The organism is Microbacterium sp. NPDC003461, assembly GCF_053588335.1.
Map to the genome: position 1 here is coordinate 16,821 of NZ_JBSFPT010000002.1, position 15,927 is coordinate 32,747.

Annotated in this window: 15 protein-coding genes; 1 reads left to right on the forward strand and 14 read right to left on the reverse strand. The window is 72.5% G+C overall.

All coding sequences use genetic code 11. The annotated features are described in order from the left end of the window. Positions 1–72 precede the first annotated feature (72 nt). The 3 genes from ACWDR7_RS01370 to lgt all read right to left on the reverse strand — a co-directional run bounded on the left by ACWDR7_RS01370 (position 73) and on the right by lgt (position 7,254). Positions 73–1,530 carry a glutamate synthase subunit beta gene (locus ACWDR7_RS01370; RefSeq protein WP_449853146.1) on the reverse strand — a complete coding sequence of 486 codons (1,458 nt, stop codon included), beginning with the start codon at positions 1,528–1,530 and terminating at the stop codon, positions 73–75. Then, a complete protein-coding gene (gene gltB / locus ACWDR7_RS01375) occupies positions 1,523–6,103 on the reverse strand; it encodes a glutamate synthase large subunit (protein ID WP_449853147.1) in 4,581 nt (1,526 codons plus the stop codon). Before gltB ends, ACWDR7_RS01370 begins: the two co-directional genes overlap by 8 nt. A 128-nt stretch (positions 6,104–6,231) precedes the next feature. Further along, on the reverse strand, positions 6,232–7,254 hold the full coding sequence (lgt, locus tag ACWDR7_RS01380) for a prolipoprotein diacylglyceryl transferase (protein WP_449853148.1): 1,023 nt from the start codon (positions 7,252–7,254) through the stop codon (positions 6,232–6,234). A gap of 111 nt (positions 7,255–7,365) precedes the next feature. Here lgt and ACWDR7_RS01385 point away from each other — a divergent pair, with 111 nt between their 5' ends. Then, positions 7,366–8,052 (forward strand): SGNH/GDSL hydrolase family protein, encoded by a 687-nt coding sequence (locus tag ACWDR7_RS01385; RefSeq protein ID WP_449853149.1) that lies wholly within the window; start codon positions 7,366–7,368, stop codon positions 8,050–8,052. Positions 8,053–8,068: 16 nt separating this feature from the next. Here ACWDR7_RS01385 and trpA read toward each other — a convergent pair whose 3' ends face one another. The 11 genes from trpA to ACWDR7_RS01440 all read right to left on the reverse strand — a co-directional run bounded on the left by trpA (position 8,069) and on the right by ACWDR7_RS01440 (position 15,922). Continuing rightward, positions 8,069–8,854 carry a tryptophan synthase subunit alpha gene (trpA, locus tag ACWDR7_RS01390; protein WP_449853150.1) on the reverse strand — a complete coding sequence of 262 codons (786 nt, stop codon included), beginning with the start codon at positions 8,852–8,854 and terminating at the stop codon, positions 8,069–8,071. After that, a complete protein-coding gene (gene trpB, locus ACWDR7_RS01395; RefSeq protein ID WP_449853151.1) occupies positions 8,851–10,059 on the reverse strand; it encodes a tryptophan synthase subunit beta in 1,209 nt (402 codons plus the stop codon). Before trpB ends, trpA begins: the two co-directional genes overlap by 4 nt. Then, positions 10,056–10,835, reverse strand: a complete 780-nt coding sequence (gene trpC, locus ACWDR7_RS01400; RefSeq protein WP_449853152.1) for an indole-3-glycerol phosphate synthase TrpC — start codon at positions 10,833–10,835, stop codon at positions 10,056–10,058. The genes trpB and trpC overlap by 4 nt, the downstream gene beginning before the upstream one ends. After that, a complete protein-coding gene (locus tag ACWDR7_RS01405) occupies positions 10,835–11,065 on the reverse strand; it encodes a DUF6704 family protein (RefSeq protein ID WP_449853153.1) in 231 nt (76 codons plus the stop codon). The genes trpC and ACWDR7_RS01405 overlap by 1 nt, the downstream gene beginning before the upstream one ends. Before the next feature lie 79 nt (positions 11,066–11,144). Beyond that, positions 11,145–11,750: a Trp biosynthesis-associated membrane protein gene (locus ACWDR7_RS01410; RefSeq protein ID WP_449853154.1), complete on the reverse strand. Its 606-nt coding sequence runs from the start codon at positions 11,748–11,750 to the stop codon at positions 11,145–11,147. Continuing rightward, a complete protein-coding gene (hisI, locus tag ACWDR7_RS01415) occupies positions 11,750–12,112 on the reverse strand; it encodes a phosphoribosyl-AMP cyclohydrolase (protein WP_449853155.1) in 363 nt (120 codons plus the stop codon). The genes ACWDR7_RS01410 and hisI overlap by 1 nt, the downstream gene beginning before the upstream one ends. After that, the gene (hisF, locus tag ACWDR7_RS01420; RefSeq protein WP_449853156.1) at positions 12,109–12,870 is read right to left on the reverse strand and encodes an imidazole glycerol phosphate synthase subunit HisF; all 762 of its coding nucleotides are present in this window, start codon (positions 12,868–12,870) and stop codon (positions 12,109–12,111) included. Before hisF ends, hisI begins: the two co-directional genes overlap by 4 nt. Next, positions 12,870–13,709, reverse strand: a complete 840-nt coding sequence (gene hisG, locus ACWDR7_RS01425) for an ATP phosphoribosyltransferase (protein WP_449853157.1) — start codon at positions 13,707–13,709, stop codon at positions 12,870–12,872. Before hisG ends, hisF begins: the two co-directional genes overlap by 1 nt. 39 nt (positions 13,710–13,748) lie before the next feature. After that, entirely contained in the window at positions 13,749–14,012 is a 264-nt protein-coding gene (locus ACWDR7_RS01430; protein WP_449853158.1) for a phosphoribosyl-ATP diphosphatase, read from the reverse strand. Positions 14,013–14,055: 43 nt separating this feature from the next. Next, on the reverse strand, positions 14,056–14,730 hold the full coding sequence (gene rpe / locus ACWDR7_RS01435; protein WP_449853159.1) for a ribulose-phosphate 3-epimerase: 675 nt from the start codon (positions 14,728–14,730) through the stop codon (positions 14,056–14,058). Positions 14,731–14,737: 7 nt separating this feature from the next. Next, entirely contained in the window at positions 14,738–15,922 is a 1,185-nt protein-coding gene (locus tag ACWDR7_RS01440) for an MFS transporter (RefSeq protein ID WP_449853160.1), read from the reverse strand. Between the last annotated feature and the right edge of the window lie 5 nt (positions 15,923–15,927).

The window sequence follows — 15,927 nt, forward strand, 5'->3', positions numbered from 1 at the left end:
TGTGCCCGACACGCCCCTCCGCACGAGGGCCGCGATGTCGGGTTGCGGCCGATGCCGGCCGCCTTCGCCATGCTACAGCCCGATGGGAGCGTCGGTGGGTCGCACCGGCGCGGGCAGCAGCGTCTCGCCCATGAGGTACTCGTCCACCTTCGACGCGACCGACCGGCCCTCGGCGATCGCCCACACGATGAGCGACTGGCCGCGGCCGGCGTCGCCCGCGACGAACACGCCGGGGACCGTCGTCTGGAAGTCGCCGTCGCGCTCGACGTTGCCGCGGTCGGTGAACTGCGTGCTCGTCTGCTCCTCGAGCAGGTCGCGCTCGGGGCCCGTGAAGCCCATCGCGATGAGCACGAGGTCGGCGGGGATCTCGCGCTCGGTGCCGCTCTTGGGAACGCGGCGGCCGTCGACGAACTCCGTCTCGGCCACGCGCAGCGCGCGCACCTCGCCCGCGTCGTTGCCCAGGAACTCGACCGTGGTGGCGAGGTACTGCCGCTCCCCGCCCTCCTCGTGCGCCGAGGAGACCTCGAACACCTGCGGGGTCATGGGCCACGGCTGGTGGTCGGGGCGGGAGTCGGCGGGGCGCGTGCCGATCGCGAGGTTGGTCACGCTCAGCGCGCCCTGGCGGTGCGCCGTGCCGATGCAGTCGGCGCCGGTGTCGCCGCCGCCGATCACCACGACGTGCTTGCCCTCCGCGGATATCTGGTTGGGCACCTGGTCGCCCGCGACGGCCTTGTTCGACTCGACGAGGTACTCCATCGCGAAGTGCACGCCGTCGAGGTCGCGACCCGGGATCGGCAGGTCGCGCGGCAGGGTCGAGCCCGTCGCGATGACGACGGCGTCGTAGCGGCTGCGCAGCTCGTCCCAGCTGATGTCGACGCCGATCGTGACGCCCGCGCGGAACTTCGTGCCCTCGTCCTGCATCTGGCGCAGGCGCGCCTCGAGGTGGCGCTTCTCCATTTTGAAATCGGGGATGCCGTAGCGCAGCAGGCCGCCGATGCGGTCGTCGCGCTCGTAGACCGCCACCGTGTGGCCGGCGCGCGTGAGCTGCTGCGCCGCGGCCAGGCCCGCCGGACCCGAGCCGACGACGGCGACGGTCTTGCCGGTGAGGCGCGAGGGCGCCTTGGGCTCGACCCAGCCGTTCGCGAACGCCTCGTCGATCGTCGAGACCTCGATCTGCTTGATCGTGACGGCCGGCTGGTTGATCCCCAGCACGCACGCGCTCTCGCACGGCGCGGGGCACAGCCGTCCCGTGAACTCGGGGAAGTTGTTCGTCGCGTGCAGGCGCTCGATCGCCTCGCGGCCCTCGCCGCGGTACATCAGGTCGTTCCACTCGGGGATGAGGTTCCCGAGCGGGCAGCCCTGGTGGCAGAACGGGATGCCGCAGTCCATGCAGCGGCTCGCCTGGCGGCGGAGCACGGCCGAGTCGCCCGGCTCGTACACCTCCTTCCAGTCGAGGATGCGCACGGGCACGGGGCGCCGAGCGGGCAGCTCCCGCTCGGTCACCTTCAGAAAGCCCTTGGGATCAGCCACCGGTCACCTCCAGGATGCGGTTCCAGACGACGTCGCCGTCGGGGTCCAGCCCCTCCGCGACCGCCGCCTGGCGGGTCTCCATGACGGCGGCGTAGTCGCGCGGGAGCACGCGCACGAAGTTCGCCGTCTCGTTCTCGAAGTCGTCCAGCAGGCGCCGCGCGAGCGCCGAGCCGGTCTGCTCGACGTGCTGCTCCAGCAGGTCGCGCAGGATCTCGGCGTCGCCGGATCCGAGCGGGCTGAGCGTGAGCTCGCCCGTGCGCAGCGCGTCGGCGTTGACGAGCTTCTCGTCCAGCCGGTACACGTACGCCGTGCCGCCCGACATGCCGGCGCCGAGGTTGCGGCCGGTCTGCCCGAGGATGACGGCGAGGCCACCGGTCATGTACTCGAGCGCGTGGTCGCCCACGCCCTCGACCACGGCGGTGGCGCCGGAGTTGCGCACGAAGAACCGCTCCCCCACCACGCCGCTGAGGAACATCGATCCGCGCGTGGCGCCGTAGCCGATGACGTTGCCGGCGATGACGTTCTCGGACGCGTCGAACGCCGCACCCCGCGGCGGGCGGATCACGATCTGCCCGCCCGAGAGGCCCTTGCCCACGTAGTCGTTCGAGTCGCCCTCGAGCCGCAGCGTGATGCCGCTCGGCAGGAACGCCCCGAAGGACTGTCCGGCCGAGCCGCGCAGCGACACGGTGATTGACCCGGCGGGCAGGCCCTGCTCGCCGTGCGCCTTCGTGACGTGGTGGCCCAGCATCGTCCCGACCGCGCGCGCCGTGTTGCGCACCGGCAGGTCGATCTCGACCTGGCCGCCGTGCGCGATGACGTCGCGGGCGCGCTCGATGAGCTGCACGTCGAAGTGCTCGTCGAGCTCGTGCGCCTGCGCCCGCCGGTGGCGGCGCGGCTCGTCCTCGGCGAACTGCGGACCGTGCAGGATCGGCGAGAGGTCGAGGCCGCTCGCCTTCCAGTGCTCGATCGCGCCGTCGACGTCGAGCAGGTCGCTGCGGCCGATCGCCTCGTCGAGCGAGCGGAAGCCCAGCTCCGCGAGATACTCGCGCACCTCCTGCGCGATGAACTCCATGAAGTTGACCACGTACTCGGCCTTGCCCGTGAAGCGGTCGCGCAGCACCGGGTTCTGCGTGGCCACGCCCACCGGGCAGGTGTCGAGATGGCACACGCGCATCATGATGCAGCCGCTCACCACGAGCGGCGCCGTGGCGAAGCCGAACTCCTCCGCGCCCAGCAGCGCGCCGATGAGCACGTCGCGGCCCGTCTTGAGCTGGCCGTCCACCTGCACGACCACGCGGTCGCGCATGGCGTTGAGCATGAGCGTCTGCTGCGTCTCGGCGAGCCCGAGCTCCCACGGCGTACCGGCGTGCTTGAGGGAGTTCAGCGGGCTCGCGCCCGTGCCGCCGTCGTGGCCCGAGACGAGGATGACGTCGCTGAGGGCCTTGGCCACGCCGGCCGCGACCGCGCCGATGCCCGACTGGCTGACGAGCTTCGTGTGGATGCGCGCCTTCGGGTTGGCCCGCTTGAGGTCGAAGATGAGCTGCTTCAGGTCCTCGATCGAGTAGATGTCGTGGTGCGGCGGCGGCGAGATGAGGCCGACGCCGGCCGTCGCGTGGCGCGTGCGCGCGACCCACGGGTATACCTTGCCGGGCGGCAGCTGGCCGCCCTCGCCGGGCTTGGCGCCCTGGGCGAGCTTGATCTGGATGTCGTCGGCCTCGGCGAGGTACATGCTCGTCACGCCGAACCGGCCGGAGGCGACCTGCTTGATCGCGCTGCGGCGCTCCGGATCGACGAGGCGCTCGACGTCCTCGCCGCCCTCGCCCGTGTTCGACTTGCCGCCGAGGCGGTTCATCGCGATCGCGAGCGTCTCGTGCGCCTCCTTCGAGATGGAGCCGTAGCTCATCGCGCCCGTCGAGAAGCGCTTCACGATGGACGAGACGGGCTCGACCTCGTCGATCGGCACGGGCTTGCGCCCGGCGGTCCTCAGCTTGAACAGCCCGCGGAGCGTCTTCAGCTCGGCGGCCTGGTCGTCGACGAGGCGCGTGTACTCGCGGAAGATGTCGTAGCGCTTCGTGCGCGTGGAGTGCTGCAGGCGGAACACCGTCTCGGGGTTGAACAGGTGCGGCGAGCCGTCGCGGCGCCACTGGTACTCGCCGCCGGTCCACAGCCGCTCGTGCACGCGCGGGGCGCGGTCCTCCGGGTAGGCGAAGGCGTGCCGCGCGGCGTTCTCGGCCGCGATCTGCTCGAGGCCGATGCCGCCGAGCTTCGACTCGGTGCCCGTGAAGTAGGCGTCGATGAGCTCCTGCGAGAGCCCGACGGCCTCGAACACCTGCGCGCCCGTGTACGACGACACGGTCGAGATGCCCATCTTCGACATGATCTTCAGCACGCCCTTGCCGAGCGCGTAGATAAGGTTCTTCACGGCCTTCTCGGGCGTGACGCCCGTGATGGCGCCGCGGCGCACGAGGTTCTCGACGGTCTCCATCGCGAGGTACGGGTTCACCGCCGACGCGCCGTAGCCGAGCAGCGTCGCCACGTGGTGCACCTCGCGCACGTCGCCGGCCTCGACGACGAGCCCCACCCGCATGCGGGTCGAGTTGCGGATGAGGTGGTGGTGCACGGCCGCCACGAGCAGCAGCGACGGGATGGGCGCGAGGTCGCGGTTGCTGTCGCGGTCGCTCAGCACGATGAACTCCGCGCCGTCCTCGATGGCGTTGTCCACCTCGTCGCAGATCTGCTCGAGGCGCTTGCGCAGGCCCTTGTGCCCGCCCGCCACGCGATACAGGCCGCGGATCGTCACCGACGTGCGCCCGGGCAGCGCCGAGTGGATGTGCTGGATCTTCGCGAGCTCGTCGTTGTCGATCACGGGGAAGTCCAGACCGACCATGCGCGTGTGCTTCGGCCCCCACGACAGCAGGTTGCCCTCGGGTCCGAGCCCGAGGCGGAGGCTCGTGACGACCTCCTCGCGGATCGAGTCGAGCGGCGGGTTCGTGACCTGCGCGAACTGCTGCGTGAAGTAGTCGAACAGCAGCCGCGGCCGGTCGCTGAGCACGGCGATGGGCGTGTCCGATCCCATCGCGCCGATCGGCTCCGCGCCCGTGCGCCCCATGGGGGTGAGGAGGATGCGGACCTCCTCCTCCGTGTAGCCGAAGGTGCGCAGGCGCCGGTTGATCGAGGCGATCGGGTGCACGATGTGCTCGCGCTCGGGCAGGTCGGCCAGGCGCACGCCGCCCGCGTCGAGCCACTCGCGCCAGGGGTGCATGGTCGCCAGCTCGCGCTTGATCTCGTCGTCGCCGATGATCCGCCCCTGCGCCGTGTCGACGAGGAACATGCGGCCGGGCAGCAGCCGGCCGCGGCGCGCGATGCGCTCGGGCGCGAAGTCGAGCACGCCGGTCTCGCTGCCCACGACGACGAGGCCGTCGGTCGTGACCGTCCAGCGGCCCGGACGCAGGCCGTTGCGGTCGAGCATGCCGCCGACGACCGTGCCGTCCGTGAACAGCAGCGACGCGGGCCCGTCCCACGGCTCCATCTGCAGCGAGTGGTACTCGTAGAACGCGCGCAGATCCGGATCGATGTCGGCCTGCTTCTCGTACGCCTCCGGCACCATCATGAGCATGGCGTGCGGCAGGCTGCGGCCCGTGAGCGTGAGCAGCTCGAGCACCTCGTCGAACGACGCGGAGTCGCTCTCGGTGTCGCTCGTGATGGGCAGCAGCGGCTCGATCTCGCCGAGCAGGTCGGACGCGAGCTGCGACTGGCGCGCGCGCATCCAGTTGCGGTTGCCGCCGACGGTGTTGATCTCGCCGTTGTGCGCGAGCATGCGCAGCGGCTGCGCGAGCGGCCACGACGGGAACGTGTTGGTCGAGTAGCGGCTGTGCACCACCGCGAGCTCGGTCGCGAAGCGCTCGTCCTGCAGGTCGGGGTAGAACGGCTCGAGCTGCAGCGTCGTGACCATGCCCTTGTAGCCGAGGGTGCGGCTCGACAGCGACACGAAGTAGGCGCCGAGCTCGTGCTGCGCGCGCTTGCGCAGGCGGTAGGCGCGGCGGTCGAGCGCGATGCCCGACAGCGCGGGCTCGTCGCCGACGGCGGGGCGCGCGAGGAAGAGCTGCTCGAACGCGGGGCGCGCGTCGTCGGCGAGCTTTCCGAGGTGCTCCGGCTCCACCGGCACCTCGCGCCAGCCGAGCACCACGAGGTTCTCGGTCTGCGCGATCCGCTCGATGCCGCGCTTCAGCTCGGCCCTGGCCTCGTCCTCGCGGGGCAGGAAGGCCATGCCGGCGGCGTACTCCCCCACCGGGGGCAGCTCGAAGCCCGCCACGGCGCGCAGGAACGCGTCGGGCATCTGGGTGAGGATGCCCGCGCCGTCGCCCGTGCCCGCGTCCGATCCGATCGCGCCGCGGTGCTCGAGGTTGCGCAGCGCGGTGAGGGCCAGATCGACGATGTCGTGGCCGGGCTCGCCGCGGAGGGTGGCCACCATCGCCAGACCGCACGCGTCCTTCTCGAACGCGGGGTTGTACATGCCCTGCTTGGCCGGCAGGGATCCGCCGACGGGAGCGACGTTGCGCGGGCTCGATGCCATGGCTGACCGTCCTTGAGGTTGTTGCTGAGCGGGGCGGCGCTGACCCGGGAAGGGAGCCGCGGGATGCCTGCGAAGCGCGTGGCTCGGGCGGCCCGTTACTCGACGGTACGGGCGGGAGCTCGGAAGCGCTACTTCGCGGCGGCGGTGCTTGTGGCGGCGGCCTCGAGAGGGGCGTCCGTCGACGTGGGGTCGCTGGTGTCGACGTAGCCTTCCGAGGATTCTACCCCGGCCTCGGGGGCCGGTTCGCGCCCGGCCACATACGGCGAGGGCTCGATGCCGGTGTGGCGGCGCTGCAGGGCCAGGATGACGAGACCGACGACGATCGCGGCGAGCGAGGCCCACACGTTCGTGCGCAGGCCGAGGATGACCTCGCTCGGGTCGATGCGGATGGACTCCCACACGACGCGGCCGGCGCCGTACCAGAGCAGGTAGATCGCGAAGAGGCGGCCCCACTGGAAGGCGAGCTTGCGGCCGAGCCACAGCAGCACGACGACGCCCGCCACGTTCCAGATCACCTCGTAGAGGAAGGTCGGGTGGAACAGCGTGTCCTCGGGCAGGCCAGCGGGGATCGCCGGGTTGTCGGCGTCGATCTCGAGGCCCCAGGGCAGATCCGTCGGCCAGCCGAACAGCTCCTGGTTGAACCAGTTGCCGAAGCGGCCCATCGCCTGCGCGAGCAGCAGCCCGGGTGCGAGGGCGTCGGCGAAGGTCCAGAACCGGATGCCCGTCCAGCGGCAGCCGAGCCAGGCGCCGATCGCTCCGCCGATGAGCGCGCCGTAGATGGCGATGCCGCCCTCCCAGATCGCCCACACCGAGCCGGGCTGGGTGATGTTCCACGGGTTGGAACCCTCGCCGAAGTAGTAGCCGGGGTGCGTGACGACGTGGAAGATGCGCGCGCCGATGATCGCCAGCGGCACCGCGAGCAGCGCGATGTCGATGACGATCCAGCGCTCGGCGCCGCGCTTGGTGAGGCGGTGGTTCGTCAGGATCGTCGCCACGATGATCCCGGCGATGATGCACAGTGCGTAGAAGTGGATCGTGAACTGCCCGAACGTGAACGGACCGAGGGTGATGGGTCCGAACTCCCAGCTCCAGGAGCTCACCGGCGGGCTGGGGATGCTCGCGACGACGTTCGTCAGGGCAGTAGACAGCATGGTTGCGAGTCTAGTTCAGGCGGCGCGTCGCGCCGTCACGCGCGGGACGCGCACGCACCCGCCCCGCGCGCCGCTCAGCAACGGGGCAGGTGTCCGGTCCAGACTGGCCGGATGCGTCGCCGCACCCTGCTCCTCTCCCTGGCCGCCGTCGCGGCCCTTGCGGCCGCCGGGACGATCGCGATGAGCGTGACGCGTGCGGACGAGCCCGCCGGGTGCGACGACATCCGCGCCTATCAGCAGCGCTACGGCCAGATCGAGACCCTCGGCGACGGCAGCGGCCGGATCGCGGTGCTCGGCGACTCGTACGCGGCCGGCAACGCCCTGAGCGATCGCGGCACGCGCTGGAGCGACTTCCTCGCGCAGCGCGCCACCGGCGACACCGTCCTGCTCGATGCGGTGCCGCTGACGGGGTACGTCAACGAGGGCGCGTGCGGCCCGAACGCGTTCGAGGACCGCATCGACCGCCTCGTCGACACGGGCGCGGACGCGCTCGTCATCCAGGGCGGGCTGAACGACGTGTCGGCCGAGCCCGAGACGCTGCGGCGGGGCGTCGAGGCCGTGCTCGACGCCGCCGCGGCGGTGCCGCACGTCGTCGTGGTGGGGCCGATGGACGTGCCGGAGCGCGACGGCGAGGCGGCCGTCGACGCGGTGCTCGGCGACGAGGCCGCCGCACGCGGGATCACGTATGTCTCGGCGCTCGAGTGGGATCTGCCGCTCGACCGCGACCGCGTGCACCTCACGGCCGCGGGCCACGCCGAGTACGCCGAGCGGATCCTCGACGCGCTCGCGCGGCCCTGAGCCAGGCTGCCGCGCGTCAGCGACGGGTGCCGGCGGCGAGCTCGCGGGCGAGCTCGCTCAGCCCCGCTACTCCCCCGTCGCGCAGCGCGCGCACGAGCGCCGTGCCGACGATCGCGCCGTCGGCGTACTCCGCGACGCCGGCGACCTGGGCCGGCGTCGAGATGCCGATGCCCACGCACGCGCGGCGCACCCCACGCTCGCGCAGGCGCCCGACGAGCGTGCGCGCGGCGCGGTCGAGCTCGGCGCGCTCGCCCGTGATGCCCATCGTCGAGACCGCGTACACGAAGCCCCGCGAGGCGTCGCGGATCATGTCGATCCGCGCGTCGGTCGACGTCGGCGCCGCGAGGAACACTCGATCCAGGCCCGCGCGATCCGAGGCGGCGATCCACTCCGCCGCGGCGTCCGGCGTGATGTCCGGCGTGATGAGGCCCGCGGCGCCGGCCTCGGCGAGGGCGTCGGCGTAGCGGTCCACGCCGTACTGCACGACGAGGTTCCAGTACGACATGACGAGCACGGGCGTGCGCACGCGCTCCGTGATGGCGCGTACGAGGCGGAACAGATCGGGCGTGCGGAAGCCCGAGGCGAGCGCCGCGTTCGTCGCCTCCTGGATGATCGGGCCGTCCATCACGGGGTCGCTGTAGGGCGGGCCCAGCTCGATGACGTCGGCGCCGTTCTCGGCCAGGGCGACCGCCGCCTCGAGCGAGGTGTCGACGTCCGGGAAGCCCGCGGGCAGGTAGCCGATGAACGCCGCGCGGCCCTCGGCGTTCGCCGCGTCGATCGCGGCCTCGACGGTGGAGGTCACGCGCCCGCCCCCTCGTCGTAGAGCTCGAAGTACCGCGCCGCGGTGTCCATGTCCTTGTCGCCGCGGCCCGAGAGGCACACCGCCAGCACAGCGTCGGGACCCAGCTCGCGGCCGATGCGCAGCGCGCCCGCGAGGGCGTGCGCCGACTCGATGGCCGGGATGATCCCCTCCGTGCGGCTGAGCAGGCGCAGCGCCTGCATCGCCTCGTCGTCGGTGGCCGGGATGTACGTGGCGCGGCCGATCGAGGCGAGCCACGCGTGCTCCGGCCCGACGCCCGGGTAGTCGAGGCCCGCCGAGATGGAGTGCGACTCGACGGTCTGGCCGTCCTCGTCCTGCAGCACGAAGGTGCGCGCCCCGTGCAGCACGCCCTCGCGGCCGCGGGCGATCGACGCGGCGTGCCGCTCGGTGTCGACGCCGTCGCCCGCCGCCTCCACGCCGTAGAGCGCGACGGACTCGTCGTCGATGAACGCGTCGAACATGCCGATCGCGTTCGAGCCGCCGCCGACGCACGCGAGCACCGCATCGGGCAGGCGCCCGGTGCGCTCCAGCAGCTGCGCGCGCGCCTCCTCCGAGATCACCTTCTGGAAGTCGCGCACCATCGCCGGGAACGGGTGCGGTCCCGCGGCCGTGCCGAAGATGTAGTTGGTCGTCTCGACGCTCGCCACCCAGTCGCGGTACGCCTCGTTGATCGCGTCCTTCAGGGTGCGCGATCCGGTCGTCACGGGGACGACGTCGGCGCCGAGCAGGCGCATGCGGGCGACGTTGAGCGCCTGGCGCTCGGTGTCGACCTCGCCCATGTAGATCGTGCAGTCCAGGCCGAACAGCGCGGCGGCCGTCGCCGTCGCCACGCCGTGCTGGCCCGCGCCGGTCTCGGCGATCACGCGCGTCTTGCCCAGGCGCCGGGTGAGCAGCGCCTGACCGAGCACGTTGTTGATCTTGTGGCTGCCGGTGTGGTTGAGGTCCTCGCGCTTGAGGAAGATGCGCGCCCCGCCCGCGTGCTCCGCGAAGCGCGGCACCTCGGTGAGCGCCGACGGGCGGCCGGCGTAGTCGGCCAGCAGCGCCGCGAGCTCCGCGCGGAACGCCGGGTCCGCCATCGCCTCGCGGTGGGCGACGTCGAGCTCGTCGATGGCCGCGATGAGCGACTCCGGCATGTAGCGCCCGCCGAATTCGCCGAAGAACGGCCCCGGCTGCTCGCGGAGTGTCATGACGCCTCCAGGAAGGATCGAAGGGTGAGAACGGGATCGCCCGTCACGAGCGCCTCGCCGATGAGCACGGCGTCGGCGCCGGCCGCGCGGTAGTGCGCGACATCGGCCGGCTCGAGCACGGCGGACTCCGCGACCTTCACGGCATCGGACGGGATGCCGTCCACGAGCCGGCCGAACAGGTCGCGGTCGAGCTCGAACGTCGACAGATCGCGCGCGTTCACCCCGATGAGGCGCGCGCCGAGCTGCGCCGCGCGCGCCACCTCGTCGGCGGTGTGCGCCTCGACGAGCGGCGTCATGCCCAGCTCGACGACGAGTGCGTAGAGCCGCTCCAGCAGCGGCTGCTCGAGCGCCGCCGCGATGAGCAGCACGAGGTCGGCGCCGGCGGCCCTGGCCTCCCACACCTGGTAGGGCGTGGCGACGAAGTCCTTGCGCAGCACCGGCAGCCCGACGGCGGCCTTGACGGCCGACAGGTCGTCGAGCGAGCCCTTGAACCGGCGCTGCTCCGTCAGCACGCTGATCGCCGACGCGCCGCCCGTCTCGTAGAGCCCCGCCTGGCGTGCGGGATCGGGGATCTCGGCGAGGTCGCCGCGCGAGGGGCTCGCGCGCTTCACCTCGGCGATGACCTTGACGCGGTCGGCGGGCGCGAGGAATGCGAGCGCGTCGCGCGCCGCCGGCTGGGCCAGCGCGGCCCGCTCGACCTCGGCGAGCGGGCGGACGGCCTCGCGTGCCTCGGCATCCGCGACCGACCCGGCGGTGAGCTCCGCCAGGAGAGACATCAGTGCGCCTTGGTCGAGTACTTCGGACCGTTCGCGCCGTAGCCGGCTTTGGACAGGATCCAGCCCGCGATGGGACCGATCACGAAGAGCACCACCGATGCCCACACGAGCCACATCTGGTCGAGGAACAGCGCCGCCGTGCCGATGGCCAGCGCCACCAGCATGATGATCACCGCCGTCCACGCGGCGGGCGAGTGTCCGTGACCGGGGTCGGTGAGGGGGTTGCTCATCTCGTGGGTGCTCCTTCGATGCATGGGACCGGTTCGAGTCTATCGGGAGGGGCCGAGGGACCGCGCCGCGGGGCGGCGCTCAGCGGGCGGTGGGGTCCTGGCCGTGGCTCAGGTCGTCCCACGAGTCGATCGCGTCGAGCGGGCCGTCGGCGGGAGCCGCGCTCGCGGTCTCGTACCGGCGGCCGGACCGCTTCCAGTGCCGCGCCGTCGAGACGACCGTTGCGCCGCCGAGCACCACGAGCGCGGCGGCGACGAGCGAGATGATCGGCCACGGCGTGACGGCGAGCGAGACCACGAGCTCGCCGACGGCCTCCTCGCCCGCGAGGCCGGTGTGCTCGGTGACGGCCGACGCCGCGGCCGACACGGGCGGGGCGAACGCGATCCGGCTCGTGGTGGCGACGAGCACGAACCCGAGGAGCACCGCGAGCACGCCGAGGATGTAGCGCAGCACGACGCCCGCGAGCGCCAGCACGAGCGCGAGGGCCAGCGCCGCCAGCGCGAGGGGCTGCAGCACGGGCGAGGCGGACGCACCCGGCACGGGCAGCGTCGCGTCGGCGAGCTGCGCGCTCAGCCACGTCTGGGTCGAGCCCACGAGCAGCACGGCGCCGCCGATGAGGACGAGCAGCACCGAGAGCGAGCGACCGCGGCGGCCCGCCCAGCCGTCGATCCGGCGCATCGCACCCATCAGCGCGCTCCCGCCAGCAGGTCGCGCTCGTCGGTGTCGAAGCACGTGTGCGTGCCGGTGTGGCAGGCCGCTCCCGTCTGGTCCACGAGCAGCAGCACGGTGTCGCCGTCGCAGTCGATGCGCACGCCGCGCACCTCCTGCACGTGACCGGACGTGTCGCCCTTGCGCCAGTACTCCCCGCGCGAGCGCGACCAGTACACGGCGCGCCCGCCGGTCAGCGTGCGCCGCAGCGCCTCGCGATCCATCCACGCGAGCATGAGCACCTCGAGGGTGTCGTGCTGCTGCACGACGGCGGGCACGAGCCCGTCGGCGTTGAAGGCGACCCGGTCCAGCCGGGCCTCGACATCGATGGGCTGGCTCATCGGACCGGTACCCCCTCCGCGCGCAGCGCCGTCTTCACGTCGCCGACGGTCATCTGCCCCGAGTGGAACACGCTCGCCGCGAGCACCGCGTCCGCCCCCGCGCGCACCGCCGGGGCGAAGTGCGAGACGTCGCCGGCGCCGCCCGAGGCGATCACCGGCACGGTCGACAGCTCGCGCATGAGCCCCACGAGCTCGAGGTCGAAGCCCTGCTTCGTGCCGTCGGCGTCGATCGAGTTGACGAGCAGCTCGCCCGCGCCGCGCTCGATCGCCTCGCGCGCCCAGTCGAGCGCGTCGAGGTCGGTCTCCTGCCGCCCGCCGTGCGTCGTCACGACGAAGCCCGACGGCGTGCGCGGCGACCGCTTCACATCGAGCGAGAGCACGAGCACCTGCGCGCCGAAGCGGTCGGCGATCTCGCCGATCAGCGCCGGCCGGCGGATCGCCGCGGAGTTGACGCCGACCTTGTCGGCCCCGACCTCCTGCAGGCGGGCGACGTCGTCGACGCTGCGGATGCCGCCGCCGACCGTGAGCGGGATGAAGACCTGCTCGGCGGTGCGCCGCACGACGTCGTGCATCGTCGCGCGCTCGTCGACCGTGGCGGTGACGTCGAGGAACGTGATCTCGTCGGCGCCCTGTTCGAAGTACCGCCGCGCGAGCTCGACGGGGTCGCCCATCTCGCGCAGGTTCTCGAAGTTGATGCCCTTCACCACGCGCCCGGCCGCCACGTCGAGGCACGGGATCACCCGGGTCACGACCGACATCAGAGCCTCGCGTTGTCGATCGCGGTGACGAGGATGGCGCGCGCGCCGAGCTCGTAGAGCTCGTCCATGACGCGGTTCATGCCCTTGCGGGGCACCATCACCCGCACGGCCACCCACTCCGGGTCGCGCAGCGGCGACACGGTGGGCGACTCGATGCCCTTCGCGATCGCGGTGGCCTGGTCGAGCAGGGCCACGGGCAGGTCGTAGTCGACCATCACGTAGCGGCGGGCGACCATGACGCCGCGCAGCCGGCGCAGCAGCCGGTCGGTGCCGGGCGCCTCGGTGGGCGCCCCGATGAGCACGGCCTCCGACTCCATGAGCACGTCGCCGAAGATCTCCAGGCCGGCCTGGCGCAGGGTCGTGCCGGTCTCGACCACGTCGGCGACGGCGTCGGCGACGCCCAGCTCCACCGCCGACTCGACGGCGCCGTCGAGCGGCACGATGTCGACGGCCACGCCGCGAGCGTCGAGGAGCGCGTCGACGACGCCGGGGAACGCGGTCGCCACGCGCACGCCCTCGAGGTCCTCGATGCGCGAGAAGCGTCCGGGCCGGGCAGCGAGGCGGAACGTGGAGTTGCCGAAGCCGAGCGCCTCGATCTCGCGCGCGGGCATGCGGGTGTCGAGCAGCAGGTCGCGGCCGGTGATGCCCACGTCGAGGGCGCCGGAGGCGACGTACGTGGCGATGTCGCGCGGGCGCAGGTAGAAGAACTCGACGTCGTTGGCGGCGTCGATCAGGTGCAGCTGCTTGGTGTCGCGGCGGGTGGCGTAGCCGGCCTCGGCGAGCATGGCGATGGCGGTCTCGGAGAGCGAGCCCTTGTTGGGAACGGCGATGCGGAGCATGGGGTCTTTCGGGTCGAGGATGACGGTTCCGGGCGCGCCTCAGAGATGTCGGTAGACGTCGGCCGGCGTCAGACCCTTCGCGATCATGAGCACCTGCAGGTGGTACAGCAGCTGCGAGATCTCCTCGGCCGCCTCCTCGTCCGACTGGTACTCGGCGGCCATCCAGACCTCGGCCGCCTCCTCGACGATCTTCTTGCCGATCGCATGCACGCCGGCGTCCAGCTCCCTGACGGTGCCGGATCCCTCCGGCCGCGTCTGCGCCTTCTCACTCAGCTCCGCGAACAGCTCGTCGAACGTCTTCACCCGTCTAGGCTACCGGCAGGTGCCGGGAAGCCCGCCCGCGCGGTCAGTGGCGGTGCGCCGCCGCGGCGTCGCGCAGGGCCGCGATGGCGGCGTCGATGTCGTCCGCGCCGTAGACGGCCGAGCCCGCGACGAACGTGTCGGCGCCCGCCGCGGCCGCCTGCGCGATCGTGTCGGCCGAGATGCCGCCGTCCACCTGGAGCCACACGTCCGATCCGCGGCGGCGCGCCTCGTCGGCGAGGCTGCGCAGCTTGGGCATCTGATCGGCCAGGAACGACTGCCCCCCGAAGCCCGGCTCGACGGTCATGACGAGGATCTGGTCGAAGGCGTCCAGGTGGTCGAAGAGCTGCTCGACGGGCGTGGCGGGCTTGACGGCGACGCCCGCGCGGGCGCCGATCTCGCGCAGGCGCGCCGCGAGGGCGAGCGGATCGGCCGCGGCCTCGAGGTGGAACGTCACCGACGCCGCGCCGAGCTCGGCGTAGCCCGGCGCCCAGCGGTCGGGGTCGTCGATCATGAGGTGCACGTCGAGCGGCACGGGGCTCGTGGCCTGGATGCGCTGCACCATCTGCGGGCCGAAGGTGAGATTCGGCACGAAGTGGTTGTCCATCACGTCGACGTGCACGAAGTCCGCAGCCGCGATGCGCGCGAGCTCCGACTGCATGTTGGCGAAGTCGGCCGACAGGATGCTCGGGTTGATGCGGGGGGCCTGCGGGAGGGTCACGTCGCCATTATCCCTGCACGGCCCTGCGCGGCAGCGCCATGGCCAGCGCGATGACGAGCGCGCCGGCGACGGGCACGATCGCGAGTCCGTAGCGGATCGCGGTCGCGTCGGCGATGAGCCCGACGATCGGCGGCGAGGCGAGGAACCCGATCCGCAGCAGCCACGACACGATCGTGAGCCCGGTGCCGGGCTTCAGGCCCGGGATCGCGTCGGCCTCGTGCATCGCCGTGGGGATCATCGTCGCGCAGCCGAGACCGGCCAGCGCGAAGCCGACGATCGTCCCCGGGATGCTCGGGAACAGCAGCGCCGCGCCCAGGCCGGCCGCGATCAGCAGGCCGCCGGCCTGCGTGACGAGCCTCTGGCCGAAGCGGTCGATCAGCCGGTCGCCCGCGAACCGGCCCACCGTCTGCGCGACGAGGAGCGCGATGTACCCCCAGGCCGCGACGGTCGTGGCGGCACCCAGCTCTGTGGACAGGTACACCGCCGCCCACGTGCTCCCGGCGTCCTCCGTCAGGGCGCCGGCGATCGCGATGACGACGAGAGCCGTGATGACGAGCACGATGCGCATGCGCGACCAGTGACCGCCGCGCGCCGCCGCGTGCTCTCCCTCGAGGTCGGAGCCGTCGGCGCCGGGCAGCGCGAGCCGCAGCGAGAGCACGCCGCACAGCGCGATGAGCACCGCGACCGTGCCGAGGTGCCAGGCACGCGGGATGCCGAGGGCGAGCACGCCCGCGGCGATGAGACCGCCGGTGACGGCGCCGACCGACCACATGGCGTGCAGCGAGTTGATGATCGACCGCCCGAGCCGGCGCTGCACGCGCAGGCCGTGGGCGTTCTGGCCGACGTCGGTGATCGCGTCGGTCGCCCCGAGCGCGAACAGGCCGGCCGCGAACAGCACGCCGGTGGGCGCCATGCCCGCCAGCGCCGCGGCCAGTGTGGAGAGCACCATGGCGTAGGCCGCCGTGCGCGCCGACCCGAAGCGCTGCACGAACCAGCCCGCGCTCAGCCCCACGATCACCGAGCCGAGGGCGGTGGCCGAGATCGCGAGCCCGTACGCGGCGTTGCTCAGCCCCAGCTCGGCCTTGATCGCCGGGAAGTGGGGCACGAGGTTCGCGAGCGTCGCGCCGTTGAGGAAGAACCAGGCCGAGACGGCCAAGCGCGCGCGCCGGGCCGCGGAGTCGGAAGTCGCCATAGACA